We start from the raw sequence: 25,046 nt of genomic DNA, 5'->3' as shown, positions 1-25,046 counted from the left end.
GATTAAGATGGCATTATTAAAATCGAAACCAACATCACCAGGAAAGCGCGGTGAATTACGGGTTGTCCACCATCATATTCATAAGGGGCAACCCCATTCTGCTCTGGTTGAAAAATTAAACAAGACGGGTGGTCGAAATAACCAGGGCCGTATCACTGTCCGCCACATTGGTGGAGGTGTACGTGCTAAGTACCGTATTATTGATTTTAAACGCAACAAAGACGGCATTGAAGCCCGTGTTGAGCGTATTGAATATGATCCAAACCGTTCAGCATTGATTGCCCTTGTCGTCTATAAAGACGGTGAGCGTCGTTATATCATTGCTCCAGCAGGTCTGGAAGCAGGACAAACGATTGTGAGTGGTGAAGACTCGCCAATCAGCACAGGAAACTGTTTGCCGCTGCGCAATATCCCCGTTGGTACCACCATTCATTGCGTGGAAATGAAACCGGGTAAAGGCGCTCAGTTGTTAAGAAGTGCTGGATGCAGCGGTCAAATCGTTGCGAAAGAAGGTGTTTATGCCACTTTAAAACTTCGTTCAGGCGAAATGCGTAAAGTGCTGACCGCCTGCCGAGCTGTCATTGGTGAAGTAAGCAACAGTGAACACAGCTTAAGGGCTTTAGGTAAAGCGGGTGCAAAACGTTGGCGTGGTATTCGACCCACTGTACGTGGTGTGGCCATGAACCCGGTTGATCACCCACATGGTGGTGGTGAGGGTAGAACTTCAGGTGGTAGACATCCAGTTACTCCATGGGGTGTACCTACCAAAGGCTATAAAACCCGTAGTAACAAGCGCACTGACCGTTTCATCGTCAGAGGTCGCAAGAAGAAATAATTAGTTAAGAGGATATCACAGTGCCACGTTCTATTAGAAAAGGTCCCTTCGTTGATGGTCATCTGTTAGCAAAAGTTGAAGCGGCTATTGCGTCAAAATCAAAAAAACCAATTAAGACCTGGTCAAGACGTTCAACAATAACACCTGAGATGATTGATCTGACATTGGCTGTTCATAATGGTAAGGATCACGTTCCTGTGTTCATTACTGACAATATGGTCGGTCATAAATTAGGTGAGTTTGCTATGACTCGTACATTCAAAGGCCACTCTGGCGACAGAAAAGCCAAAGGTAAGTAAGAGGCAATGATGGAAGTTACAGCTAAATTAAGAAATGCACCACTGTCCGCCCAAAAAGGCAGATTGGTTGCAAACATGATTCGCAAAATGGATGTCTCAGGAGCGTTAGACGTGTTACGTTTTACTCCTAAAAAAGGCGCCCAGTTAATGCTGAAATTGTTGGAATCTGCTATTGCTAACGCGGAAAACAACAACGGTGCTGATATTGACGAATTGAAAGTAGGTATGATTTGTGTCGATGAAGCGATGACATTAAAGCGCATTAGCCCAAGAGCGAAGGGTCGTGCTAATCGCATCTGCAAACGCACATGCCATATCACTATAAAAGTGTCTGACGAGGAATAGCAATGGGACAGAAAGTAAACCCTATAGGTATCCGTTTAGGTATTATTAGAGACTGGAATTCCAAGTGGTATGCCAGTAGAGATTATGGCCGATTGCTTAATCAGGATATTAACTTAAGAAAAGATCTTAAGAAAAAATTGATGGCTGCGGCCGTTAGCCGTATTCAGATTGAACGTCCGGCTAATAATGCAGTTGTTACTATTCATACTGCCCGCCCTGGCGTCATTATCGGCAAAAAAGGCGGTGGTATTGAATCTCTGCGAGGCGATATCGCCAAACAACTGGGTGTACCTGTTCATTTGAACATTGAAGAAGTACGTAAGCCTGAGCTGGATTCAACTCTCGTAGCAGAAGGCATTGCTCAGCAGCTGGAGCAGCGCGTCATGTTCAGAAGAGCAATGAAGCGTGCAGTCACTTCAGCAATGAAGGCAGGCGCTAAAGGTATCAAGATTTGCGTAAGTGGTCGTCTCGGTGGTGCTGAGATTGCCCGAAGTGAATGGTATCGTGAAGGCCGTGTGCCATTGCATACATTCCGTGCAGATGTTGATTACGGAACTGCAGAAGCCAAGACAACTTATGGCATCATCGGTGTTAAAGTCTGGATTTTCAAAGGCGAAATTCTGCCCCAAAAGAATCGTAATGCTGAAAGCAGTAAATGAGTGAGGATTTTTAATCATGCTACAGCCTAAACGTACAAAATATCGTAAACAAATGAAAGGCCGCAACCGCGGACTGGCCCAACGCGGCAGTAAAGTCAGCTTTGGGGAATTTGGATTGAAAGCACTTGAGCGTGGCCGTTTGACTGCGCGACAGATTGAAGCTGCTCGTCGAGCCATGACTCGCCATATTAAGCGTGGCGGTAAAATCTGGATTCGTGTATTTCCTGACAAACCAATTACTCAAAAGCCTCTCGAAGTCCGACAGGGTAAGGGTAAAGGTAACGTTGAATACTGGGTTGCCCAAGTTCAACCGGGTAAAGTTTTGTTTGAAATGGAAGGCGTTACCAGAGAATTGGCCATGGAAGCGTTTAATCTCGCTAAAGCCAAACTACCTTTCAAGGTTATATTTGAAGAAAGAACGGTGATGTAATGAAAAAGATTGAAGAGCTTAGAAATTTATCATCTGACGAACTGAACGCCGAATTATTAACTCTGCGCAAAAAGCAGTTTGAACTGCGTATGAAGAAGGCAAATGGTTCTTTAGATAAGACCCATCTTGTTTCTCAAGTCAGAAAAGCGGTGGCGAGAGTTAAAACCATTATGACAGAAAAGGTTGGAAAGAGTGATGTCAAATAGTGAATCAAATGCAAGAACAATAGTTGGCAAAATTGTTAGCAATAAAATGCAAAAAACTATTGTTGTCATGGTAGAAAGGACTGTAAAGCATCCGAAATACGGAAAAATCATGAAACGCAGAACGAAACTGCATGCTCATGATGAACAGCAAGTTGGACAAATTGGTAATACCGTAAGAATACGCGAATCTAGACCCCTCTCTAAAACAAAAAGTTGGGTTTTAGTCGAAGTTATTTCTTAATTTGACTTGATCACTTTTAAAATTCCAGAAGGGCTGATATAATCAGCAACCTTTTTCTGGTCGAATTTAGAGCTGGAGATAAGAATGATACAAATGCAGACTGTGCTTGATGTTGCAGACAACAGCGGCGCACGCAAAGTGATGTGTATCAAGGTGCTTGGTGGATCACACAGACGCTATGCTCGCGTCGGTGATGTTATTAAAGTAAGCATTAAAGATGCAATTCCACGTAGCAAAGTAAAAAAGGGTGCGGTAATGAAAGCCGTAGTCGTGAGAACCAGTCAGGGTGTTCGTCGTGATGATGGTTCGCTCATCCGTTTTGATGGTAACGCAGCCGTATTGCTGAATAACCAGGACGAGCCTATCGGCACACGTATATTTGGCCCGGTTACTCGTGAGCTTAGAGAAAGATTTATGAAAATCATTTCTTTAGCTGCAGAAGTTTTGTAAGAAGGATTAGATATGAAGCGTATTAGATCAGGTGATACTGTCATTGTTATCGCCGGAAAAAGTAAAGGCCATGTCGGTAAAGTCAAGCGTGTTAGTGATAAAGGTATCGTTGTTGAAGGAGCGAACCTGATCAAGAAACATGTTAAGCCTAATCCTCAAATTAACCAAAAGGGCGGTATTGTTTCGCTGGAAGCTGCTTTAGATGTCTCTAATGTGGCGATGTATAACCCAGTATCCAAAAAAGCTGACAAGGTTGGTTTTAAATTTATTGAAAAAGATGGCAATAACATCAAAGTAAGATACTTTAAATCCAATAACGAAGTTATTGATTTGGTCTAATTAGGTGGCTGAAATGGCAAGACTTGAAGAGTTATATAAAGATAAAATAGTCGAAGTAATGATGAAAAAATTCGGCTATAAAAGTGTAATGGAAGTTCCCAAGATTACTAAAATTACATTAAATATGGGTGTCGGTGAAGCGGTTGGTGATAAAAAAGTCATGGAACACGCTGTGAAAGACATGACCCTTATTTCAGGCCAAAAACCAGTTGTGACCAAGGCAAGAAAATCAATTGCCGGATTCAAAATTCGTGAAGGCTGGCCAATTGGTTGTAAAGTGACTCTGCGCCGTAAGCGTATGTATGAGTTTCTGGACAGACTGATTACTATTACTTTGCCCCGTGTAAGAGACTTCCGTGGTTTAAACCCCAAGTCCTTCGATGGTACTGGTAATTACAGTATGGGTATTCATGAGCAAATCGTTTTTCCTGAAATTGACTACGATAAGACTGATGGTATTCGCGGTTTGGACATTTGTATTACTACAAGTGCAAAAACCAATGAAGAAGCAAAGGCTTTACTAGAAGCATTCAATTTGCCTTTGAAAGACAGAGACAAACACTAAGAAGGGTATTATTGTGGCTAGAAAATCGAAGCTCGAAAAAACTAAAAACTTGGAAGCATTAATAGAAAAATACGCCGAGCGCAGACAAGAATTAAAAGTTTTAATTAAGTCTTCACAGGATTTTGATGCAATTATGGATGCACAGGCTAAATTAGCCAAGCTGCCGTTAAATTCAAATCCTGTCAGACACACTACACGTTGCCAGCAATGTGGTCGACCTCATGCCGTTTATCGTAAGTTTGGTTTATGCAGAATTTGCTTAAGACAGGAACTCATGACTGGCAATGTCACAGGCGGCCGTAAGTCCAGCTGGTAATTTTTATTCTATGGAGAACAACTGTGAGTATGCATGATCCAGTAGCTGATATGTTGACACGAATTCGCAATGGTCAACAAGCTAAACATCAGAGTGTCTCTTTAATTTCATCCAAATTGAAAGAAGAGATTGCTCGGGTATTAAAAGAAGAAGGTTATATTCTTGACTATTCTGTTGAGCCTTTGGCGAATAACCTGAAGTCGATGACCATTAATCTTAAATACTACCATGGACGTCCGGTTATTGAGCGTATTTTACGTATCAGCAGACCTGGTTTAAGAGTGTATAAATCATCTAAAGATTTACGCTCAGTCTCTGGATTCGGTGTGGCTATCCTGTCTACCTCAAAAGGCGTCATGACTCACAAGGCAGCCAAAACGAATGGGGTTGGCGGCGAAGTACTCTGTGAAGTAGCCTAATAGTTGCGAGGAAAATTATGTCTAGAGTAGCAAAAGCCCCAGTCCGACTGCCTGCCAATGTTCAGCTTCAGGTGGCTAAAGACGAGTTAACTGTTAAAGGTCCTAAAGGGGAACTTAAACAACATTTAAATAAGCATGTCAGTGTGGCTCCAAGTGATGATGATGCCACCCTGATTATCTTTAAACCAGCCTCGAATGATCCGAATGGATGGGCCCAGGCCGGTACAACCAGAGCACTGGTTAATAACATGGTGAAGGGTGTCACAACCGGTTTTGATTTGACACTTGAGCTAGTTGGCGTTGGATACCGTGCTCAGGCGGCAGGAAAATCTTTAACACTGTCTTTAGGTTTTTCTCACCCAGTAGAATACACATTGCCTGCTGGTGTCACAGCCGAAACCCCAAACAATACGACTATTATTTTACGTGGTATTGATAAGCAATTGTTAGGTCAGGCAGCTTCTGAGATCAGAGCCTTCAGACCGCCAGAGCCTTACAAGGGTAAGGGCGTTAAATTTGCTGGCGAACAGATTGCCCGTAAAGAAGCCAAGAAGAAATAAGGTTTAGATCATGAAAAAGCAGGTTGCACGTATTAGACGTGGTTTAAAAGCAAAAGCAATGTTGAAAAGTTCTAGTCGTCCTCGATTAGTTGTTTATCGCAGTGCTTCCCATATTTACTCTCAAATTGTTGTTCGCAGCGAAAACGGTGATGTCACTCTGGTGTCTGCTTCAACAGTCGATAAAGAGTTAAAATCTTCCCTGTCTGGAACGAAAGTTGAACAGGCACAGCAAGTTGGTAAATTGCTTGGTGAGCGTGCTAAGGCGAAACAAATCGTTGACGTTTCATTCGACCGTGCCGGATATAAATATCATGGCCGTGTTAAGGCATTGGCCAACGGCGCCCGCGAAGCTGGTTTGAATTTTTAAGGAACGGTTATGGCATTTGTTGAAGATCAAAAAATGAGTGATGGATACCAGGAAAAATTAGTATCGGTTACTCGTACAGCAAAAGTAGTGAAAGGTGGACGTGTATTTGGTTTCGCCGTTCTTGTTGTAATTGGCGATGGCAAGGGAAAAGTCGGTTATGGCCGTGGTAAAGCACGTGAAGTGCCTATTGCTATCCAAAAAGCAATGGAGCAAGCCAGAAAGAACATGACTTACATTCCCCTGGCAGGAAAAACCATTCATCACGAGATTACCTGGAGTTATGGCGCATCGAAAGTATTCATGAAGCCTGCGAGTGAAGGTACTGGTATTATTGCTGGTGGTGCCATGCGTGCAGTATTGGAAGTTCTGGGTGTACAAAATATTTCTGCAAAGAGTATTGGTTCGACTAACCCAAGCAATATTGTTCGAGCAACGATTGGTGCTTTGACTCATATCGGTACGCCAGATTATGTGGCCGCTAAGCGCGGTAAAACTGTTGAAGAGATAATGGCAGACTAATCATGAGCAAAAGTAAAAATTTAAAAATCACGTTAGTCAAAAGTACTATCGGAAGAAAGCCTAAACATATCGCTATAGTCAAACAATTAGGCCTTGGAAAGTTAAACAGCAGCGTCGTTCATAAAGACATTCCTGCTATTCGAGGTCTTATTAATGCAGTTAACTATATGTTACAAGTTGAGGAATGTGCATAATGAATTTAAATACACTTTCTCCTGATCCAGGTTCCAGACCGTCTAAACGTCGTCTTGGTCGTGGTATTGGATCCGGTCTGGGTAAAACCAGTGGTAAAGGCCATAAAGGGCAAAAAGCTCGTGCTGGCGGATTCCATAAGATTAATTTTGAGGGCGGTCAAATGCCGATTCAGAGACGTTTACCCAAGATGGGTTTCAAGTCTCGAATTGCAAAAACGGTGGACGAAGTGACTTTGTCAGAGTTGGCCGGTATTAAATCAGATGTCATTGATATCGAAGTATTGCGCTCAGTTGGTTTAATCAGCCGTGCAATTCAAAGCGTTAAAATCATTCATTCTGGTGAAATTACTGTCCCTGTCAAACTAAAAGGATTGCGTGTTACGAAAGGTGCTCGCAGTGCAATTGAGCAGGCTGGCGGAAGCATAGAAGAGTGACTATGAATAATGCGAGGCAAATAGCTGGCCAATCCAAGGGTGGGTTGGCTGAATTGAAGGCTAGATTAATTTTTGTGGTTTTAGCAATCCTCGTTTATCGGTTGGGGGCTCATATTCCTGTCCCTGGTCTGGATCCACAAAAGCTGGCTAATTTCTTTGGTGAGCAACAGAATACCATTTTTGGCTTATTCAATATGTTCTCGGGTGGTGCATTATCCCGTGTGACTGTGTTCGCTATTGGAATTATGCCTTATATCTCCGCATCAATTATAATTCAGCTCTTTTCAGTTGTTTCACCTAAATTGGAACAATTAAAAAAAGAGGGTGAAACTGGTCGTCGCAAGATTAATCAATACACCCGTTACTTGACGTTGTTGCTGGCAATTTTCCAATCATTAGGTATGTCTCGATGGCTGGCTGGTCAGCATATTGCCCTTAACCCAGATTTCTTTTTCTATTTTACCTCCGTTGTGACGTTGGTCACAGGAACCATGTTCCTCATGTGGTTAGGAGAGCAAATTACAGAAAAGGGGGTCGGAAACGGTATCTCATTAATTATTTTCTCAGGTATCGTATCCAGCATGCCTAATGCCATCGCCTCTGTGTTTCAGCAGGTGCGTGAAGGGCAGATGCAGGGGTTGTCATTGGTTTTGATTGGTATTATTGTCGTTGTGGTCACTGGCTTTGTGGTGTTCATGGAGCGGGCGCAGCGTCGTATTCGTGTTAATTATGCACAGCGCACGCATGGACGTAAGGTTTATGCTGCACAGACCAGTCACTTGCCGCTGAAGATTAATATGTCAGGGGTTATTCCGCCGATTTTTGCTTCCAGTATTATTTTACTGCCCGCAACGTTAGCTCAGTTTTTCTCTAAGACTAAGGGGATGAGTTGGCTTGCTGATGTAGGAATGGCTTTATCACCTGGCCAACCGCTATATTTAATTGTGTATGCGATTGCGATCATTGGCTTTGCATTTTTCTATGCCGCCCTGGTTTTCAATCCAAAGGATACAGCTGAAAATTTGAAAAAATCCGGCGCCTATATTCCGGGCATACGGCCTGGTGAACAAACTACCCGATACATTGATTCCGTGATGACTCGACTGACATTAATCGGAGCTATCTATCTGGTGCTGGTTTGCTTATTGCCACAAATTTTGATGTATACCTGGCATGTGCCTTTCTATTTTGGCGGAACTTCACTTTTAATCATCGTCGTTGTAATTATGGATTTTGTTGCGCAAGTACAAGCCCATTTGATGACACAGCAATATGATTCATTGATGAAAAAGGCCAATTTTAAAGGGACTAAGTTGCCCGGTCTTTTATGATTATTATCGGAGTTATTAATGAAAGTTAGAGCATCAGTTAAACGAATTTGCCGTAACTGTAAAATTATTAAGCGTAGCGGAACTATACGGGTTATTTGTAAAGACGCAAGGCATAAGCAAAAGCAGGGTTAATTCCTGCTTGATTTTGGATCAATATAATAGTATTCTTCTGTCCCTTTCTGGCAGAACAAAATAACGTTCGGAGAGATTTTAATGGCTCGTATTGCAGGTGTGAATATACCGGATCACAAACACATAGTGATTGCACTTACGTCGATTTATGGAATTGGCAAAACCACATCAAAAAAATTGTGTGAGGCGGTTGGCATTGACACCGCAACCAAAGTTTCCCAACTGTCAGAAGAGAAGTTGGAAGCTTTGCGTACTGAAATTGCCAAGATGACTGTTGAAGGTGATTTGCGTCGTGTTGTTACAATGAATATCAAGCGTCTTATGGACCTGGGTTGTTACCGCGGGTTGCGTCACCGCAGAGGCTTACCATTACGGGGCCAGCGTACGAAAACCAATGCTCGTACACGAAAAGGTCGCCGTAAAGGTACAAGTAATTAATTTAGGATAATAAGATGGCAAAGCAAAAGACTAGAAAAAAAGTTAAACGTGTCGTTTCTGATGGAATCGTACATGTTCACGCATCATTCAACAATACGATTGTAACGTTTACTGATCGTCAGGGTAATGCACTATGTTGGGCAACCTCCGGGGGTTCAGGCTTCCGTGGTTCCAGAAAAAGTACACCTTATGCTGCTCAGGTTGCTACTGAACGAGCCTCTGCGGTTGCAAAGGAATATGGTATGAAATCAGTTGCCGTATTTGTCCATGGTCCTGGCCCAGGTCGTGAATCCACTATTCGCGAATTGATAGCACAGGATTTCAAAATTGTTGAAATTACTGATGTGACAGGCATACCTCATAATGGTTGCAAACCACCTAAAAAACGACGTGTTTAAGATATTCAGGAGTAATTAATGGCTAGATATCTTGGTCCAAAGTGTAAGCTATCTCGTAGAGAGGGAACAGACCTCTATTTAAAAAGTGGCGTACGCGACCATAAATCAAAATGTAAATCTGAAAAATTGCCTGGTCAACACGGTGGTAATCGACCACGCTTAAGTGATTACGGTTTACAATTGCGTGAAAAACAAAAAATCCGCCGTTTGTATGGTGTGTTGGAAAAGCAATTCCGAAACTATTACAAAAAAGCAGCAAGTCAGAAAGGTGGAACAGGTGAAAACCTGATGGTTCTGCTGGAAAGCCGTCTTGATAACGTGGTTTATCGTATGGGATTTGCCAGTACTCGTGCTGAAGCTCGACAATTAGTGTCTCACAAGGCTATTCTTGTGAATGATGAGTTGGTTAATGTTCCTTCTTATCTGCTTAAAGCAGGCGACATCGTTTCTGTGCGTCAGAAGGCAAAAAACCAGGGTCGCATTCAAGCGGCGGTTGCCTTGTCTGAGCAACGTGGCGCATGTGATTGGTTAACTGTTGATAGCAGTGCTTTTAAGGGTACTTTTGCAACGGCACCCACATTAAATGACTTGTCTTCATCCTATAATGTTAATTTAGTTGTAGAACTTTACTCTAAGTAAGCTCGGAGACTAGCCGAATGTATACTGAAATAAATGAAATGCTGACGCCATCTGTACTGAAAGTACACTCAGAAACGCTTAATCATGCTCGTATCGTATTGGAGCCTCTTGAGCGTGGCTATGGCCACACGCTTGGAAATGCGTTGAGACGCATTCTCTTGTCCTCTATGCCGGGAAGCGCGATTACAGAAGTTTCTATCGATGGTGTATTACACGAATACAGCACCATTGAAGGCGTACAGGAGGATGTTGTCGATATTCTGTTAAACCTGAAACAGGTTGCTATCAAGATGACCGTCGGACAGGAAGCGAACCTGACCTTGAACAAACAAGGTCCGGGCATCGTGACTGCAGGCGATATTGAGTTAACTCATGGCATCGAAATTGTAAATCCTGATCTGGTTATTGCTCATTTGAACGAAAATGGCAAACTGAACATGACTCTGAAAGTGGAACGCGGTGTAGGCTTCCATTCTACAGATTCATTCATTCGTCATTTTGACGATGAAGCTGAGCATCGTTCTGTTGGTAAATTAAAAATTGATAATACCTTTTCGCCTGTTATCAAAGTCGCTTATTTTGTGGATAGCGCTCGTGTTGAAAATCGAACGGACCTTGATAAGTTAACGATCGATTTGCAAACGAACGGTACTTTGGATCCTGAAGAAGCGATTCGCATTTCTGCTTCGATCCTGCAAAGGCAATTGCATGCGTTTGTGGACATGAAGTTTGAAGAATCGCGTTCCGATAACAAAGAGCGCAATGATTTTGATCCAGTGTTATTAAGACCGGTAGATGATTTGGAATTGACTGTCCGTTCTGCTAATTGCTTAAAAGCAGAAAATATCTATTTTATCGGTGACCTGGTACAAAAAACAGAAAATGAATTATTAAAAACACCCAATTTAGGAAAGAAATCCCTTACCGAAATTAAAGATGTCCTTGCATCACGATCTTTATCATTAGGGATGAAACTTGAGAATTGGCCGCCAGCTAACCTTGGCGATTAATAGTAGGAGTCTTACCCATGCGTCACCGTAATACAGGCCGTAGTTTTAGCCGTACAAGCAGTCACAGAAAGGCCATGTTCTCAAACATGTGTTGTTCTTTGATTGAGCATGAATTAATTAAAACTACATTGCCAAAAGCGAAAGAATTAAGAAAGTTCATTGAGCCATTGATTACTGTCAGCAAAAAGGATTCAGTTGCCAGTAGACGTCATGTATTTGATCGTCTTCGTTCAAAAAGTGCTGTGGGCAAGTTATTTACTAACTTAGGTCCGCGTTATGTTGAACGTCCCGGTGGTTATGTCCGTGTTTTAAAATGCGGCTTTCGACCAGGTGATAATGCACCTATGGCTATTATTGAATTAGTTGATAGACCAGTTGAATCAGATTCCGATGAGTAATTGATTTATTGACTTATGAGACCCGCTCCGGCGGGTTTTTTTATGACTTCCGTTTTTCCTTTGCCTTCGCTGTTCTATAGCCTATGAAAGCGTTATAACCCAATCAATAACCATTGGTTACATCCGAATAGAATCATCTGGGATTCGAATGGTTGCCTTCGGGCAAGACATGGGTACCCTGGCGGTTTCTGCCCGTCCGCGCTCTCCTGTCTTGCCCGAGCTGGTGTCTGCCATCCTCACCTTTCCCAGTCTTACCCACGCAGACGGGCCCCTATTAGGATCCGGGTTGTTTTTGTCTCGGGATTAGACCTGAGAGTAATCTGATGGTCGCCCATCTTCGTGCAGGATAAATTCTGGGGATTTTGCACGAGGATTTGCTCGCCTGCAGGAAAGTGAGGTTTGCTCATTTTTTCAGGATTGAACCCTGTGTTGGCACGGTCTTAGGGCACGCTGGTTCACCCATTTTTCTTGCCCGCGCAGCGGGCATCCCTGGCTAATTGCAGCGACAGATGTCCATTCGAGTGTCGTCACCACTGTTAGAATTGATGCAGGTGTGATTGCAATTCATTCTGGGCCGCCTCTAAACGATCCATTGTTTGTTGAGCCGTTTTAGGAGGGATATGAAAAAATTGCATCCAGAGCGTTTTTGGGGATAAGGGATAGCGGTAAGTAAAGAGCGTGTTTCTATTGTTCTCCGATAAGATCATTGACTTCCAGTACCTGACTGTGTGCTCTTTAAGGCAATCCTGTAATGTCATGCGAACTTTAAGGTAGGGCTCTTTAAAATCCACGTCCTGCTTCATACTGGTTGTGATGCAGTCAATTTGCACAGTAAGCTCACTGACTAAATTTTTGATCATGACGTGTTTAGTATCCAGAGAGCCGTGCTCTTCTTCTACTGATTGTGCAATGGGTTCCAGATTGACAATCAATGATTGAATCGCATGCTGAATACTGGCGGCCCTTTCTTTAAACAGGTTTTTTAGCTGTAGTTTATGTAAAGGAGTATCCGCTGTTCTCAGATAGGTCGTTGTCAAGGTGTCCATGCGCTTAAAAGCATGACGGGTTTTGTCGAATTTTTCGGTGTGGTTAAGGAAATCCCCTTTGGTGTTGTTGAGGTAGCTTGTTGAGTAATGGTTTCTTAAATGGATGGAGTATTTGTATGCAGGGTATACTTTGTTAGCCCAGGGATCACAGAAAAATGCATTTTTACCCCATGTTTCAGGTGAATGAAGTGGGCTTGCAGGATTCCTGCCCACGACAAGGAAAGTATGATCACCGCCGCTTAGTGTAAAGACTTCGGCCCTCACATCAGGCTCATTCATTACCAGGTATTCCAGTGAGAGGAGTGATAATTCGAAACAGTTGCCCAATGAGTATTTTTTGCAGAGTTCAGTCACTTTGTAGAAAATGTGTATGGAGAGGTCAGTCTCAAGATTATAAGGATCCTTAGCCAAAGAAAGACCCCTCAGATCGGAAATCGCGCCATCCAAACTTACCCTTTGTTGAGATGAATAGGTGTTGTTAATGCTTTGTGTGGCTCCTTTTACGACAAAGCGACGAGCGTATTGGCATGCTTTTCGAGCAGCTAAGTAATTGGCGGCACGGTTCAGAGAATCAGACATAATGACTATCGATGTTAATTTTAGAGAAGGTAGAAGCGATGGCCCTCATGGTGGGTGGTATCCAATAATCACTAAAAAAAGTAAATTGTTTGAATACGTTAATGCAATGGACCATTTCGTACCTCATCTAGTACAAAAAAATGACTTTTATGCTGGTTTATTGAACTTGTCAAATCATTTGATTCAGGAATGGAAAGCGTGCGCCAGCGGGCTTAATGGAGCCTGCTCATGGATTAAAATCCACTACCGAAGAAGCAATTTCGGCCACTCGTAAAGCCAACTCCGGGTTGCCTCCATCCTCCAGATGCCAGGCCGCAGACAACCCTGCGTAAGCCAGAATCCATTTCAGTAGGCGAGTGGGCTCCAATTGAGACGCTTCGGCGACAACCCTAACCTGATTTTGTAAACGGTTGGGGGTCGTGGCGGTTTGGTAATCCGGATTACAAAAAAGATTCGCGTAATCAAAACCCCGTTCGCCAATCAGGCCTTTGGGATCAATGGCCAGCCAGCCGCGGTTACCAAAATAAAGGACATTGCCGTGATGGATATCTCCATGCAACACGACCTGGTCGCGAGGAGTAATGAGCAGGCTTCTAGCCACAACCAGTGCCTTGCTGAATACCCCACCATACTTTGCCGCAGCAGGCTCCAGGGCTTTAAACCAGTCCGAAAGCGATAGGAGTCTGGGTGGAGGCTGAGTCGTTGACGCCGTGTGCAGTTGTTTTACCACGCCACACAGAATTTGACTGGCTTCAGTGTCGTTGCCTTGTTTGACCAGTTGCATGAGGGATGGCTGTGCCATCGAGCGCTCCATTAAAAAGGCCTGCTGGTCATGGGCCAGGATGCGGGCCGCCCCTTGTCCATGCCACCAGACCATGAGTTCGCCACCGCGTTGTTCTTCGTCGAGGGTGACTATTTTCAGCATCGCTGGCTGGTGTTTATAAAGTACCGGAAGCAACCTGCTGGTCTGAGTAATAATAGGGTCGCCATCGGGAAGCAGGTTCCAATGGTGGATATAGGGAAGGAATTCGTTCATTGAATCAGTATAGATGAATAAGGCACTGGTGATGCCAACCCAATGAGATAGACTGCACATAAGCCTAACCTCGCAAGCGAGGTTAGTACGGGCGTGGTTTATTAGAACGGGATGTCATCATCCAGTTCGTCAAAAGCATCCTGGGCAGCGGTCTGAGGCTGACTCTTACGCGCAGGCGCTGAAGAAGCTGGGGCGCCCATGGTTTGGCCAGGCATCTCATCAAAGCCGCCGGCTGAACCGCCTTTGCCATCGAGCATTTGAATGTCTGTGGCGACAATTTCAGTGGTGTAACGGTCTTGACCCTGTTGATCCTGCCATTTGCGGGTGCGTAAGCTGCCCTCGACATAAAGCTTGGAGCCTTTGCGCAGGTATTCACCGGCAATTTCGCCCAAGCGGTTAAAACAAACCACGCGGTGCCACTCTGTACGTTCCTGCTTATCGCCGGTTTGTTTATCTTTCCACGTTTCGCTGGTTGCAACCGATAAGGTGGTTACCGCATTGCCATTGGGCATGTATCGAACTTCCGGATCGCCGCCCACATTACCAATCAGGATAACTTTATTAATCCCGCGTGCCATTCTTTTCTCCTGGTGCTTTTGTTGCCAAGCATTATACCCAATCTCGTCGGGTTTGCGTAGGTTTACCCTGAGTCTGCGTAATTTTATGCAAATTATTTGATTTTGATCGAGGACGGCGCTGGGTGAGCCGCCAGGAAATCCTCAACACGGGTTGATTGGTAATCCTGTTTATCGACACGTAAATAAAGCACGTTTTCATCCGGTTCAAAAATGGCTTCCTTCACGCCGGGTAATTGTTGCAATTGCGGAAGGGCCGTGATTAATGTCTCGGGCGCGTAAGATTCACAATTAATAATCACCGTCGAATAATAGCGATTTGGTTTCATCGTACGAGCAATGAACAGCCACACAATACAAAGCACGGCATTGACATAAAAAAGGGCTTGGTTGCCAGCATACTGATAAAGCACCCCCGCGGTTGTGCCGCCTGCAAAAATGCCCAAAAACTGGCTGCTTGAATAAATGCCCATTGCCGTGCCCTTACTGTGGGGATCGGCCTGGCGCGAAATCAGCGAAGGCAAGACGGCTTCAAGGATGTTGAACGCGGTGAAATACAGCAGCATAAAAATCCATAAACTCAACCAGTAGTACCCGCCAATTGCCAACAGGAATTGGGCAATGCCGCTGGTTGCCACAGAAGCCAGAAACACCGCTTTCATCTGCCGCTTTTTTTCAGCCAGAATGATAAAGGGCACCATGGCAATAAAAGCAATGATCATCAACGGAAGGTAAAACTGCCAGGCTTGGGTAAAGTGGTCCGATTTCACCTGATGCTTAAGCAGGATCGGCACGGCATAAAACGTTGCGGTTAATATAAAATGCTGCAGAAAAATACCGGCGTTCAACCGTTGCAGCTGCGGATTGAAAAAGACGGTTTTCAGCAGTGAAGGGCTGGTTTCGCTGTCATGATGAAACCGTTCGCGAGCCGGAGTGGGAATAACACCGTGCAGCAGGACGAGGCCTGTAAAGGCTAAAAGCGCCGTCAAATAAAAAATACCCGGCAATCCATAATGGTGGGTAATGGCAGGGCTTAGAATCATGGCCAGACTGAACGACGTGCCGATGGTCATGCCAATCACAGCCATGGCTTTGGTGCGCTGGTCATCCGGCGTTAGATCCGCCAGCAGAGCAATCAGCACGCTGCCTATCGCACCCGTACCCTGAAGGATTCGGGCTGCGATCATGCCATGGATAGTGCTGGTTAAGGCACCCAGGACACTGCCGGCAATGAACAGGCATAAGCCCAGGGTCAGGACAGGTTTTCTGCCCCAACGATCCGATAACAGACCAAATGGCATCTGCAGCAGGCCCTGGCTTAAGCCGTAACTGCCCAGGGCTATGCCCATGAGGGCAGGGGTAGCGCCTTCAAGCTGTCCTGCAAAGACCGTAAAAACCGGGATTAACATAAAAAGTCCCAGCATGCGAAACGAAAAAATAGCTGCGATGGGAAAAACGCTAGTTATCCAGGAATTGTTCATGAGACATTGTCATTCTTTACTGATTCTGCTGATGGTACAAATTTAGCACCGCCTCGACAAGGAGAGATTATCAACTGGCCGTTGACAGGATAGGGTAATTCGCTGTAGTTTGGCAAATTTTATTAATGAGGCTTTGACGAATGAGTTTGATTTTTGCAGATAAAGTGGCACTGATAACCGGCGGCGCCCGCGGGATAGGCAAGGCGACTGCCTTGAAACTGGCGCAGGCAGGCTGTGACATCGCTATCGTGTATTACAACAGTTCCGATGAAGCCAATGATCTGGTGAATGAACTAACAGCCATGGGACGAAAAGCGGTCGCCCTCCAGGCTAATGTAGCGGATCATCAATCCGTTAAGGACATGTTTGCCCAATTTCGCAACCATTTCGGGCAGTTGCATTTTTTAATCAGTAACGCCGCCAGCGGTGTGTTAAAACCGGCATTAACCATGTCGACCAAGCATTGGCGCTGGTGTATGGAAACCAATGCCCTGGCTTTGAATCACCTGGTCTCCGAAGGGCGGGAACTCATGCCGGCTGGGGGGCGGGTCATCGCCTTATCCAGTCTCGGGGCAGAGCGCGCCATTCCCAACTATGCCTTTATTGGTGCGTCGAAAGCGGCACTGGAAGCACTGGTGCGTTCATTAAGCCTTGAGCTTGCAGAGTACGGCATCACGGCCAATACCGTGTCTGCCGGCGTTGTCGATACCGATGCGTTGAAGCATTTCCCTAACCGCGAACAGCTTTTGGATGAATACCAGGCCCACGCACTGGCCGACAGGCCGTTAACCCCGGCTGATGTTGCCAATGCGGTGTTCCTGCTGTGCCTGCCGGAGGCGGCGATGATCAACGCCCATACCCTGTTTGTGGATGCAGGGTATAGCCGTGTGGGGTAAGAAAGAGCGAGCAGCGGTCTGTCATTAGACCGTTGTTTTGCTGTTGGCTGTTGAGGGTGATGAGGGTGCCACTTTTTCACAGAGGTCTTTGAATTTAGAAACATCCTGCCTGCCTGCAAAAAAATCAGAGACAATCGCTCTGACGTTTTCGACAATCCCCGTCGTTTTTAACCCATGAAAATCCGACCGGGTAGTCGCAATAAAACGCGACTTGCCTTTCTTCCAGGCATCCTCTATCCCCAGCAGCCGTTGTACGGCAAGCAGGCGGCTGGTGCCGAAATAGCTGCCGCCGGCTGTCAGCAGCGCAGAGGAACCCACTTTCGTTATCGCCTGGTCATGTGCCTGCGTTACTATCGTCTGGAGCGAGCTGTCAGGCGTAATTGCTGTTTTTTCAAACGAAGCCAATAACTGCGTGCAGTAAGCTATTTTGGTGTCTTTTCGAGACTGATGGAAGAAGCGGGTAATGAAATCCTTTTTCTCAGACTCGAGCTGGGTTTTATAATTGCTGACGAGTGTCATCAGGATACCCAGTTGTTGTTTCAGGGTTTCCCTGTGTCTTAAAACCGACTCATCCTCTTGTTCAGGCGCTGGGACATTCTCTTGCGGGACAGTCTCCTGGCGTTGGTCCACGTCAGGAACGTCGGTTGGGTTATTGGCCGCGGGGGAAGTAAGCGGATCTTCGACGACTTCGGGTTCTACGATGACTTCAGTCGGTGTGATCGGTTTCTCTTCGACCACCGCGTTTTTCCTGTTCAGGTATTCATTATGGTTTACAACCTTGGATAAAGCCTGCTTCGCCAGTTCACCCGTGGCGATAACTTTTGCTTTTTCCTCCTGAATTAGCTTCACCAGTTCGGTGAGTTTATTTTTCGTTTCGGCATCATGGCAGCTGTCAAGTTCGTTTTGTAATCCCAGCTTGTCAAACGCAGCACTCAGGGCGTCAATCGCGCGGATCTTTTCCTGGATAAACTGGATGTCTTTTTCGACTGGCTCATTTTTCATTAATGCCTGTTGTGCTGTTTCATCAATGGTTTGCAAAACAAGGAGTGCCTGCTGGTAAACCTCCCCGGCTCTTTGCGCATACAGCATGGCTTTTTGAAGCAACTCGCTATCGCGCAGCGCAAGCACTTTTTCTTTGAAAAGTTGCGCTCGGGTGGTTACATTTTGTAATAAACTGTTTTCCTGATTCAGTTCTTCCTCTGTAAGCAGTTGGAATTCCTTGCCCAGTTGATTCTGAACGGTTTCTTTATACCCTTTCCTGACCCGCAAATAATGAGCAAATACTGAATAGTCACTCCGTGCTTTTTTGGTATCTATTTTTTCAATTGCCTGAAGCGCCTCTAACTCGGTAATGAGTTGACTCAGGAATTGAAGGTGGCGTTCACCTTTAAAACCAAGAGCAGGTAAACCCTTAATGGGGTCCCCTATGAATAACTTTTGCAGCGGCACACTGAAACCCAGTTCCGCAAAGGCTTTCAATTGCTCAAGGATGGGTTCGGAAGTAAAAAAACGGGGTTTCTTGAAAACGAGGTGAATTTGAATATTGCTCATCAAAAGCGCTCATATTAATCATGGTGTCCATATTATATGCTTGCTTGTCTTAACAAAATATTAACTAAGATTTAATTTTGACTTAATGTTTGTTTTGTATACTGTTAGTCTGAATTGTAAGGAGTTTGTTATGTATCATTATTTTAAGGATCCCCTTAATAATTATTATCGCCTTGAGCTCAATAAAGGCGAGATAGCACAGTGGCAAAGGAACACACAGAGGTGGCATCCTAGTTCTATCAGCAAGAAGACAGAGGAGGAACATCGTTGGGTTTACACGCTGGAGACCAAAGACAACATAGGCGTTGAATTGGTAATGCTCAAAAATTTTAGTGAGGTTTCGCTTATTCTGACACAAGGAGAAGGCCTGGCGTCCAAATCGACTAAGGTACCTCTGGAGCGGATTGAAGACCCGATTGGTCCAGGTTCATTGTTCTCTGGCATTCAATCAAAAGAGAAACAGTCTCTGCCTCATGTGGGTTCGCAGCTGTCAAATCAACAAATCGAGAAGCTAAGGGCCCATAAAGCTAAATTGGAAAACCGTCTGTTTGAATACCGCTTTTTCAGTTATGTTTTTGGTGACTGCTTTGGCAAAGGCTACACCAAAAGTGAGAAACTCAGGGAGATTGATAACTTATTGAATGGCAAGGAGGATGTGGATATGGCCGTTGTGCAGCAGGGACGAACCGGGCGCATACTGCGGGGCAATTAGTTAAACGCAATTTGGCATAGCTGTCAATGAAAAAATTATGATATACTCTGGAGTTTTTCTAACTAGATGAGCTCTGAGGATAGAATATGAATGTAGACAGCGTGTACCCCAAGGTCAGGGAAATTATCGCAGACGTATTGGTGATCGATGAAGAAGACGTGACGAAACAAAGCCGTCTGATCGCTGATTTGGGGGCGGAATCCATTGATTTTCTCGATTTGGTTTTCCAACTCGAAAAAGAATTTAATATCAAAATTCCCCGTGGTCAGTTGGAAAAAAACGCCCGCGGCGATTTGGCTGAAGACGAGTTTGAAAAAGGCGGTGTTTTAACAGTCAAAGGCATGCAGGCGCTTAAAAATTATTTAAGCGAAGTGCCGGCTGAGCATTTCAAAGCCAACCTGAAGGTCAATGAAATTCCCATGTTGTTTACGGTCGAAACGTTTTGCAAATTAGTCGTTGCTGCCGTTAATGATCAGAAAACAACTGAAACAGTGGCCTGATGCGCTTTTTATTTGTCGACAGAATTCTTGAGCTTGTCCCGGGCGAGTGGGTTCGCGGTGTAAAACATGTCACCTGTGATGATGCTTACCTGGTGCAGGATGAAGAAGGCAGGCTATGCCTTGCTTCCTCGCTCATCGGTGAAACCTTAGGCCAGCTGGCAGCCTGGAATGTCATGGCCATGAACCAGTTTACGGCAAGGCCGGTCGCGGGTGTCGTGGCCAGTGCCCGCCCGCTTAAACCGGCTTATGTAGGCGACACCCTGTTGCTTGAATCGTTTATCGAGCGGCTGGATGAAAGTTCCGTACAATACCACAGCAAAGCCAGCGTCAATGGCGAAGTCATCTTCACCGTTGAGGGGGCTTTAGGCCCTCTGCTGCCCATGGACCTGTTTATTTCCGAAGGCGAAGTCCGCGCCCAGTTTGCCGAAATTAACCGGCCCGGGGAATGGCAACCTTCAGAGGCCAACCCTTGCGCGGTCCCTGCCCGTTCAGTGACGCTGACAGCCTGCATGGGGTTCGACCGCATTCTTTCCTCTGTGCCAGGTGTGGAATGTGTGGCTGAAAAACTGATCAGCCGTTCAGCCTCCTATTTCCCTGATCATTTTCCTAGAAAGCCGGTGCTGCCCATGACAGTATTGCTGGAGTGCAAGCTCAATCTTGCCCGAGAGTTTCTTGCTCAGGCTGATTTTCCGGTGACTTACCGTGTGGTTGAGTTGCGCAAAATTAAAATGAGTGATTTTGTTCAGCCTGGCGACCGGTTACTCTGCTACCTTAAAGTCAAGCATCGGGACGAGCAGCAATTGATCTTGAGTTATCGCAGCGAAGTGGATGGCCGGAGGGTTTGTGTTTTAGAAGTTGTGATGACCACAGAAGGTAATTGATTATGAGTAAACGACGTGTAGCCATCACCGGTTTGGGTGTGGTTTCCCCCCTGGGGAACGATGTGGCAGCGACCTGGTCCAATCTGATGGCTGGGAAATCCGGAATTGCTGAAATCAAACAATTTGATGCCAGCGGGTTCCCAACGACCATCGCCGCCGAAGTGAAATCCTTTACGCCAAAGGCAGCCCTTCTGGGAAAACACAGCCGTTTTGCCATGTCGTTTACGCAATATGCCCTGCATGCGGCCCAACAGGCCTTCGATGATGCCGGCATTTTGCCCGAAAAGCACAACGCCGCCCGTTGGGGCGTTGTGGCGGGCAGCGGCATGATGACGGCTGAATTTGACTACCTGCAGCGTTTTCAGCGCGCCTGCGCTGAACAAGGTGAGATTAACTGGCAGCAGCTTGAGGAAAACGTCCGGGATTTCTACCGCCTTGCCGATTTCGGTCAAACCACGTCCAATTCGGGTTTATCCCTGTTGATTCAACAGTTTGGTATCGAAGGGTATGCCACCTCCGTTCACACCGCCTGTGCCTCCGGTGGTCAGGCCCTGGGCCTCGCGATGCAGGCGATTCGCCGCGGCGAGGCGGATTACATCCTCGCCGGCGGGTTTGATTCAATGATTAATCCCTTGGGCTTATCCAGTTTTTGCCTGTTGGGCGCACTGTCCACTTACAATGACACGCCGACGACAGCCAGCCGGCCGTTTGATGCCACCCGCAATGGATTTGTTCTTGGCGAGGGAGCGGCCTTCCTGATCCTTGAGGAATGGCAGAAGGCTAAAAAACGCGGTGCACGGATTTATGCGGAATTGGCAGGAGAGGGGAATTCCCTGAGTTCCTACCGTATTACCGATTCACACCCCAATGGCGATGGCGCTATCCAGGCCATTGAGCGGGCCCTGCAGGATGCCGGCGTACAGCCTTCCGATGTGGATTACATCAATGCCCACGGAACTTCGACGAAAATGAATGATTTGAGCGAGACCAATGCCATCAAGGCGGTGTTTAAAGAGCGTGCCCGTACCTTGCCGGCCAGTTCGACAAAAAGCCAAACCGGTCATTTGATCGCGGCGGCAGGTGCGCTGGAAGCCGTCTTATCGGTTTTGTCCATCCACCATGGCTATATCCCCAAAACCGCCAATTTAACGACGCCTGATCCTGACTGTGATTTGGATTATGTGGTGGATGGACCGCGTGAAAAGGCGGTTGGTGTGGTATTATCCAATTCGTTTGGATTTGGCGGCTCAAACAGCAGCCTGCTCTTTAAGCACCCGGAATTTGGAGGGGCAGCTCATGACTAATCGTGTGTTTATTACCGGATACAGTGCCCTGACGGCTTCTGGCGACACAGCCGCAGCCACCTGGGATGCGGTGCTTGCCGGTCAAAGCGGTATTGATAAAATTACCCAGTGGGATCTGGCCGGTTGGCCTGCGTCTCTGGGCGGAGAGCTTAAACACTTCCAGCCGGCGAAAATGCTGCCGGATCGCAAGTTGATGAAAGTCATTTCCCGCCAGGATGTCATGGGGATTAATGCGGCCGTGCAGGCGGTGGAGCACAGTCAGATGATTGCCTACCGTGACGCCCTCCCTTCAGCCACAGCGTTTGATGAACAAACCGGCGTGTACGTGGGTTCTCCAGGGAATAAATATTTTCAGCAATACGATTTCTTACCTTTATTGGCTAAAACCGGCGGCGACATGCAACAATTTGCCGCTCAATTATTTAACGAAGTCCACCCCATGTGGCTGCTGCGTATTTTACCCAATAATGTGCTGGCCTATACTGGCATAACCTACGGGTTTAAAGGCCCTAACCACAACGTCACCAACCATGCTGTGGGTGGCACCCAGGCTTTACTGGAAGCGTTCCATGCCATTCAAAGCGGTCAGGCTGAACGCGCTGTTGTGGTTGCTTACGATATGGGTATAGAACCTCAGGCGTTGTATTACTATGACAAGCTTGGCGTAGTCAGCGCCAGGCATTTAAAACCGTTTGATTGCGAACATGATGGCACCATCCTCGCTGAGGGGGCGGCAGCCCTGGTCCTCGAAAGTGAAGCCAGTGCAGCGGCGCGGGCAGCGACTTGCTATGCTGAAATTGCCGGCGGTCTGTCAGCCTCCGAAGCGTCCGGTCTGTTTTCGGTGAATGAAGACGGTGCGCATTTAGCGCAACTCCTTCACACCACCTTAAGCAATGTCGGGGTGGATGCAGAGCACATTGATTTTGTCGCCGCGCACGGTAACGGCAACAGAAAATCCGACATCAGTGAAGCGCAGGCCATTAGGCAGGTCTTTGGAAAGGATATTCCAGTGACTGCCTTTAAGTGGGCCATGGGCCATACCATCTGTGCTTCCGGCATGGTGGATACTGTATTGACTGTCATGGCGCTCAGGCAGCAGTGCGTTCCAGGCATTGCCAATCTGACCGCGATTTCCGAGGCATGTGCCGACTTAAACATTGACAGCCAAACCCGTACTCTGCCGCAAGCCCGCCATGCGGTGCTGATTAACCGCGGCTTTGCCAGCATGAATGCCTGCGTGGTGATTAAAGCCTGTGAATGAAGCAGCCGAAAAAATTGACGCCCTGAAGTTAACGCTTGCCGGTCGGTTTATCTACCATTGCCTGCCCTATCGACGTCGTGTCGTCATGGGGAATATCAACCAGGTGTTTGGCGACCAATTAACACTGAAACAAAAAAAACACCTGGCCAAAGCCTTTTATGGCCACTTGGCCACGTCGCTGAAAGAAACCTTGTTGTTGCGCTTTATGAGTGAAAAAGCGCTTAAAGAGCGCGTGGAAGTGCGTGGGCATGAGCACATGTTGAATGCCGTGGCGAACCAGCGAGGCGTGTTGGTTTTAACGGGCCATTTCGGCAGTTGGGAATTTGCCCCCATTGGCGGCGTGTTGAATTTTAAACGGTTTCAGGGTCAGTTTCACTTCATTCGCAAGACGCTTGGCAATAAATGGATTGAGCGGATGATGTTTAGCCGCTATTACCGTGCGGGTTTAAATGTTATCCCCAGTAAAAATTCCTTAGAGCAGGTCTGTGATGCGCTGGAGAAAAACCATGCCGTCATTTTTGTGCTTGATCAGCATGCTTACGTGGAAAACCGGGATGGGGTGGCGGTAGAATTCTTTGGTAAAAAAGCCGGGACCTACCGCAGTCTGGCCAGTTTTGCGCGGCATACGGGGGTACCGGTGGTCCCCGCTGCTTCCCATCGTCTGGCTGATGGCCGCCATGTGCTCGAATTTTTTGAGCCGCTGGCATGGAAGGATTACGGCTCTACCCAGGAATCGATTTACCGCAATACCTTAGCTTACAACCAGGCCCTGGAACGCATGATTCTGGCTCATCCTGAGCAATGGTTGTGGTTTCATAAGCGTTGGAAGTTAAAAGAGCCGGTCAATAATGGACAAGCGATTAACGCCAGTCCTTAGGCTCGAGTGGAATCAGCAACCACATAATGACATAGACAAGCAGGGATGAACCGCCCAGGATAAAAAGCAGCACAAAAGCTGCCCTTATCCAGAAGGGATCCAGTGAAAAATAATCAGCAAGTCCGCCACAAACGCCGGCAATTCGTCTTTCGCGTCTGGATCGCCAGAGTTTACGATAGGGTTTAGTGGGTTCAGTCATGGTGAAATCATTCAAACGAAAAAGAGAGTATAAACGATAGCGGGGCAGGATGCCAAAAGTGTGGAAAGTTGTCCTGCAGCAGTTCTGGTCACAAAGTGGATGTCACATGACTCGCGTTAGGCGTCTTACTCACGGTAAGCTGGCACACGGCGGGTCGAATCAGACCTCCTGGCGATGTCTTGTTAGCCGAGCAGGAACAACTACCACTAACATAACCTTATGCCATGCAAGGGTGTTTCGCAAAATCTATTTTGTTAAGTTTAAGCAAAGTTCGATTTGAATGGCTTAGCGGCAGGGCTTTATACTTCAGGTCTTCTTCACAGGGAAAAACGGCAGGTGAAGTGCTTCCATCCTGCTTGAGGATGGAAGGCAGGCCGCTTACTCTTTGACTTCACAGGTGATTTTTGTGCAGTCACGGCAATGTTGGCCGGCAAAATTAAAGGCTTCATCCGCAGAACGAGCGGTGTCGGCCATTTGTTTGTCGGCTGCTTTATCTGACTCAACGTCGCTGCTGCTGGCATTGGTTGTGCAAACCCATTTGGACGTCATGTCGGTATTGGCTGCATAAAGGCTGGTGGCTGCCAGCATGACGCCAGCAAATACGAAAGAAGTGATTTTCATAGT

General features: G+C 46.3%; 38 protein-coding genes. 31 read left to right on the top strand and 7 right to left on the bottom strand.

Features of this window, described 5'->3' with window-relative positions:
- Positions 1-7: 7 nt before the first annotated feature.
- The 24 genes from rplB to rplQ all read left to right on the top strand — a co-directional run bounded on the left by rplB (position 8) and on the right by rplQ (position 11,524).
- Positions 8-835 (top strand): 50S ribosomal protein L2, encoded by an 828-nt coding sequence (rplB, locus tag DYE45_RS13415; RefSeq protein WP_108294373.1) that lies wholly within the window; start codon positions 8-10, stop codon positions 833-835.
- Between the two features lie 20 nt (positions 836-855).
- Positions 856-1,134: a 30S ribosomal protein S19 gene (gene rpsS / locus DYE45_RS13410; protein ID WP_058526618.1), complete on the top strand. Its 279-nt coding sequence runs from the start codon at positions 856-858 to the stop codon at positions 1,132-1,134.
- A 9-nt stretch (positions 1,135-1,143) separates the two neighbouring features.
- Positions 1,144-1,479: a 50S ribosomal protein L22 gene (gene rplV / locus DYE45_RS13405; RefSeq protein ID WP_108294519.1), complete on the top strand. Its 336-nt coding sequence runs from the start codon at positions 1,144-1,146 to the stop codon at positions 1,477-1,479.
- 2 nt (positions 1,480-1,481) lie between these two features.
- On the top strand, positions 1,482-2,138 hold the full coding sequence (gene rpsC, locus DYE45_RS13400) for a 30S ribosomal protein S3 (protein WP_058532476.1): 657 nt from the start codon (positions 1,482-1,484) through the stop codon (positions 2,136-2,138).
- A gap of 16 nt (positions 2,139-2,154) precedes the next feature.
- Entirely contained in the window at positions 2,155-2,568 is a 414-nt protein-coding gene (gene rplP, locus DYE45_RS13395) for a 50S ribosomal protein L16 (protein WP_058532475.1), read from the top strand.
- Positions 2,568-2,774: a 50S ribosomal protein L29 gene (rpmC, locus tag DYE45_RS13390; protein WP_058532474.1), complete on the top strand. Its 207-nt coding sequence runs from the start codon at positions 2,568-2,570 to the stop codon at positions 2,772-2,774. The genes rplP and rpmC overlap by 1 nt, the downstream gene beginning before the upstream one ends.
- On the top strand, positions 2,761-3,015 hold the full coding sequence (rpsQ, locus tag DYE45_RS13385) for a 30S ribosomal protein S17 (protein ID WP_108294375.1): 255 nt from the start codon (positions 2,761-2,763) through the stop codon (positions 3,013-3,015). The genes rpmC and rpsQ overlap by 14 nt, the downstream gene beginning before the upstream one ends.
- An 84-nt stretch (positions 3,016-3,099) precedes the next feature.
- Positions 3,100-3,465 (top strand): 50S ribosomal protein L14, encoded by a 366-nt coding sequence (gene rplN, locus DYE45_RS13380; protein ID WP_058483721.1) that lies wholly within the window; start codon positions 3,100-3,102, stop codon positions 3,463-3,465.
- A 12-nt stretch (positions 3,466-3,477) separates the two neighbouring features.
- Positions 3,478-3,804: a 50S ribosomal protein L24 gene (rplX, locus tag DYE45_RS13375; RefSeq protein ID WP_108294377.1), complete on the top strand. Its 327-nt coding sequence runs from the start codon at positions 3,478-3,480 to the stop codon at positions 3,802-3,804.
- A gap of 13 nt (positions 3,805-3,817) precedes the next feature.
- Positions 3,818-4,369 (top strand): 50S ribosomal protein L5, encoded by a 552-nt coding sequence (gene rplE / locus DYE45_RS13370; protein ID WP_108294379.1) that lies wholly within the window; start codon positions 3,818-3,820, stop codon positions 4,367-4,369.
- A 10-nt stretch (positions 4,370-4,379) separates the two neighbouring features.
- A complete protein-coding gene (gene rpsN, locus DYE45_RS13365) occupies positions 4,380-4,685 on the top strand; it encodes a 30S ribosomal protein S14 (protein ID WP_370447887.1) in 306 nt (101 codons plus the stop codon).
- A 29-nt stretch (positions 4,686-4,714) separates the two neighbouring features.
- Complete coding sequence (rpsH, locus tag DYE45_RS13360) at positions 4,715-5,104, top strand: 30S ribosomal protein S8 (protein ID WP_207384259.1); 390 nt, start codon at positions 4,715-4,717, stop codon at positions 5,102-5,104.
- 17 nt (positions 5,105-5,121) lie between these two features.
- Positions 5,122-5,664 carry a 50S ribosomal protein L6 gene (rplF, locus tag DYE45_RS13355; RefSeq protein WP_108294383.1) on the top strand — a complete coding sequence of 181 codons (543 nt, stop codon included), beginning with the start codon at positions 5,122-5,124 and terminating at the stop codon, positions 5,662-5,664.
- 10 nt (positions 5,665-5,674) lie between these two features.
- Positions 5,675-6,031: a 50S ribosomal protein L18 gene (rplR, locus tag DYE45_RS13350; protein WP_133138214.1), complete on the top strand. Its 357-nt coding sequence runs from the start codon at positions 5,675-5,677 to the stop codon at positions 6,029-6,031.
- 9 nt (positions 6,032-6,040) lie between these two features.
- Positions 6,041-6,550, top strand: a complete 510-nt coding sequence (rpsE, locus tag DYE45_RS13345) for a 30S ribosomal protein S5 (RefSeq protein ID WP_058532467.1) — start codon at positions 6,041-6,043, stop codon at positions 6,548-6,550.
- 2 nt (positions 6,551-6,552) lie between these two features.
- Positions 6,553-6,744, top strand: coding sequence for a 50S ribosomal protein L30 (gene rpmD / locus DYE45_RS13340; RefSeq protein WP_058532466.1), 192 nt, complete (start codon positions 6,553-6,555; stop codon positions 6,742-6,744).
- Complete coding sequence (rplO, locus tag DYE45_RS13335; protein WP_058532465.1) at positions 6,744-7,178, top strand: 50S ribosomal protein L15; 435 nt, start codon at positions 6,744-6,746, stop codon at positions 7,176-7,178. The genes rpmD and rplO overlap by 1 nt, the downstream gene beginning before the upstream one ends.
- A gap of 2 nt (positions 7,179-7,180) precedes the next feature.
- Positions 7,181-8,509, top strand: a complete 1,329-nt coding sequence (secY, locus tag DYE45_RS13330; protein ID WP_108294387.1) for a preprotein translocase subunit SecY — start codon at positions 7,181-7,183, stop codon at positions 8,507-8,509.
- A gap of 18 nt (positions 8,510-8,527) precedes the next feature.
- A complete protein-coding gene (gene rpmJ / locus DYE45_RS13325) occupies positions 8,528-8,641 on the top strand; it encodes a 50S ribosomal protein L36 (RefSeq protein ID WP_010946099.1) in 114 nt (37 codons plus the stop codon).
- 81 nt (positions 8,642-8,722) lie between these two features.
- The gene (gene rpsM / locus DYE45_RS13320) at positions 8,723-9,079 is read left to right on the top strand and encodes a 30S ribosomal protein S13 (RefSeq protein WP_108294389.1); all 357 of its coding nucleotides are present in this window, start codon (positions 8,723-8,725) and stop codon (positions 9,077-9,079) included.
- A gap of 14 nt (positions 9,080-9,093) precedes the next feature.
- Positions 9,094-9,477: a 30S ribosomal protein S11 gene (gene rpsK / locus DYE45_RS13315; RefSeq protein ID WP_108335305.1), complete on the top strand. Its 384-nt coding sequence runs from the start codon at positions 9,094-9,096 to the stop codon at positions 9,475-9,477.
- A gap of 18 nt (positions 9,478-9,495) precedes the next feature.
- On the top strand, positions 9,496-10,116 hold the full coding sequence (gene rpsD / locus DYE45_RS13310) for a 30S ribosomal protein S4 (protein WP_108294393.1): 621 nt from the start codon (positions 9,496-9,498) through the stop codon (positions 10,114-10,116).
- Positions 10,117-10,133: 17 nt separating this feature from the next.
- Positions 10,134-11,126, top strand: coding sequence for a DNA-directed RNA polymerase subunit alpha (locus tag DYE45_RS13305; protein WP_108294395.1), 993 nt, complete (start codon positions 10,134-10,136; stop codon positions 11,124-11,126).
- Between the two features lie 17 nt (positions 11,127-11,143).
- The gene (rplQ, locus tag DYE45_RS13300) at positions 11,144-11,524 is read left to right on the top strand and encodes a 50S ribosomal protein L17 (RefSeq protein WP_108294397.1); all 381 of its coding nucleotides are present in this window, start codon (positions 11,144-11,146) and stop codon (positions 11,522-11,524) included.
- A 536-nt stretch (positions 11,525-12,060) separates the two neighbouring features.
- On the opposite strand, the gene DYE45_RS13295 is transcribed toward rplQ, so the two are convergent.
- The 4 genes from DYE45_RS13295 to DYE45_RS13280 all read right to left on the bottom strand — a co-directional run bounded on the left by DYE45_RS13295 (position 12,061) and on the right by DYE45_RS13280 (position 16,241).
- Positions 12,061-13,149, bottom strand: coding sequence for a hypothetical protein (locus DYE45_RS13295; protein WP_133138215.1), 1,089 nt, complete (start codon positions 13,147-13,149; stop codon positions 12,061-12,063).
- A gap of 226 nt (positions 13,150-13,375) precedes the next feature.
- On the bottom strand, positions 13,376-14,245 hold the full coding sequence (locus tag DYE45_RS13290) for an aminoglycoside phosphotransferase family protein (protein WP_207393872.1): 870 nt from the start codon (positions 14,243-14,245) through the stop codon (positions 13,376-13,378).
- A gap of 41 nt (positions 14,246-14,286) precedes the next feature.
- The gene (gene ssb, locus DYE45_RS13285) at positions 14,287-14,763 is read right to left on the bottom strand and encodes a single-stranded DNA-binding protein (protein ID WP_058532456.1); all 477 of its coding nucleotides are present in this window, start codon (positions 14,761-14,763) and stop codon (positions 14,287-14,289) included.
- A 92-nt stretch (positions 14,764-14,855) separates the two neighbouring features.
- Positions 14,856-16,241: an MFS transporter gene (locus tag DYE45_RS13280; RefSeq protein WP_108294403.1), complete on the bottom strand. Its 1,386-nt coding sequence runs from the start codon at positions 16,239-16,241 to the stop codon at positions 14,856-14,858.
- 140 nt (positions 16,242-16,381) lie between these two features.
- Between DYE45_RS13280 and fabL the strand changes: the two genes are divergently transcribed.
- Complete coding sequence (fabL, locus tag DYE45_RS13275; RefSeq protein ID WP_058532454.1) at positions 16,382-17,137, top strand: enoyl-[acyl-carrier-protein] reductase FabL; 756 nt, start codon at positions 16,382-16,384, stop codon at positions 17,135-17,137.
- Positions 17,138-17,161: 24 nt separating this feature from the next.
- Here the strand turns inward: fabL and DYE45_RS13270 are convergent, their stop codons facing one another.
- A complete protein-coding gene (locus DYE45_RS13270; protein WP_115300998.1) occupies positions 17,162-18,688 on the bottom strand; it encodes a hypothetical protein in 1,527 nt (508 codons plus the stop codon).
- A 130-nt stretch (positions 18,689-18,818) separates the two neighbouring features.
- On the opposite strand from DYE45_RS13270, the gene DYE45_RS13265 reads away from it, so the two are divergent.
- The 6 genes from DYE45_RS13265 (at position 18,819) to DYE45_RS13240 (ending at position 24,223) form a co-directional block, all read left to right on the top strand.
- Positions 18,819-19,400: a hypothetical protein gene (locus DYE45_RS13265; protein WP_115300997.1), complete on the top strand. Its 582-nt coding sequence runs from the start codon at positions 18,819-18,821 to the stop codon at positions 19,398-19,400.
- A gap of 86 nt (positions 19,401-19,486) precedes the next feature.
- The gene (locus DYE45_RS13260; RefSeq protein ID WP_058532451.1) at positions 19,487-19,900 is read left to right on the top strand and encodes an acyl carrier protein; all 414 of its coding nucleotides are present in this window, start codon (positions 19,487-19,489) and stop codon (positions 19,898-19,900) included.
- Entirely contained in the window at positions 19,900-20,781 is an 882-nt protein-coding gene (locus tag DYE45_RS13255) for a 3-hydroxyacyl-ACP dehydratase FabZ family protein (protein WP_115300996.1), read from the top strand. Before DYE45_RS13260 ends, DYE45_RS13255 begins: the two co-directional genes overlap by 1 nt.
- A gap of 2 nt (positions 20,782-20,783) precedes the next feature.
- Positions 20,784-22,085, top strand: coding sequence for a beta-ketoacyl-[acyl-carrier-protein] synthase family protein (locus DYE45_RS13250; RefSeq protein WP_108294409.1), 1,302 nt, complete (start codon positions 20,784-20,786; stop codon positions 22,083-22,085).
- Complete coding sequence (locus DYE45_RS13245; RefSeq protein ID WP_108294411.1) at positions 22,078-23,346, top strand: beta-ketoacyl-[acyl-carrier-protein] synthase family protein; 1,269 nt, start codon at positions 22,078-22,080, stop codon at positions 23,344-23,346. Before DYE45_RS13250 ends, DYE45_RS13245 begins: the two co-directional genes overlap by 8 nt.
- Entirely contained in the window at positions 23,339-24,223 is an 885-nt protein-coding gene (locus DYE45_RS13240; RefSeq protein WP_115300995.1) for a lysophospholipid acyltransferase family protein, read from the top strand. The genes DYE45_RS13245 and DYE45_RS13240 overlap by 8 nt, the downstream gene beginning before the upstream one ends.
- Here DYE45_RS13240 and DYE45_RS13235 read toward each other — a convergent pair.
- Positions 24,207-24,422 carry a PspC domain-containing protein gene (locus tag DYE45_RS13235; RefSeq protein ID WP_108294415.1) on the bottom strand — a complete coding sequence of 72 codons (216 nt, stop codon included), beginning with the start codon at positions 24,420-24,422 and terminating at the stop codon, positions 24,207-24,209. The two genes, DYE45_RS13240 and DYE45_RS13235, sit on opposite strands and share 17 nt — an antisense overlap.
- A 378-nt stretch (positions 24,423-24,800) precedes the next feature.
- The gene (locus DYE45_RS13230) at positions 24,801-25,043 is read right to left on the bottom strand and encodes a hypothetical protein (RefSeq protein ID WP_108294417.1); all 243 of its coding nucleotides are present in this window, start codon (positions 25,041-25,043) and stop codon (positions 24,801-24,803) included.
- Positions 25,044-25,046: the final 3 nt, after the last annotated feature.

It is taken from the genome of Legionella taurinensis, assembly GCF_900452865.1.
In the GTDB taxonomy this organism is placed as follows: domain Bacteria; phylum Pseudomonadota; class Gammaproteobacteria; order Legionellales; family Legionellaceae; genus Legionella_C; species Legionella_C taurinensis.
Note: the sequence above shows the minus strand (reverse complement) of the source record. Positions and strands in the feature narration are given on the sequence as shown.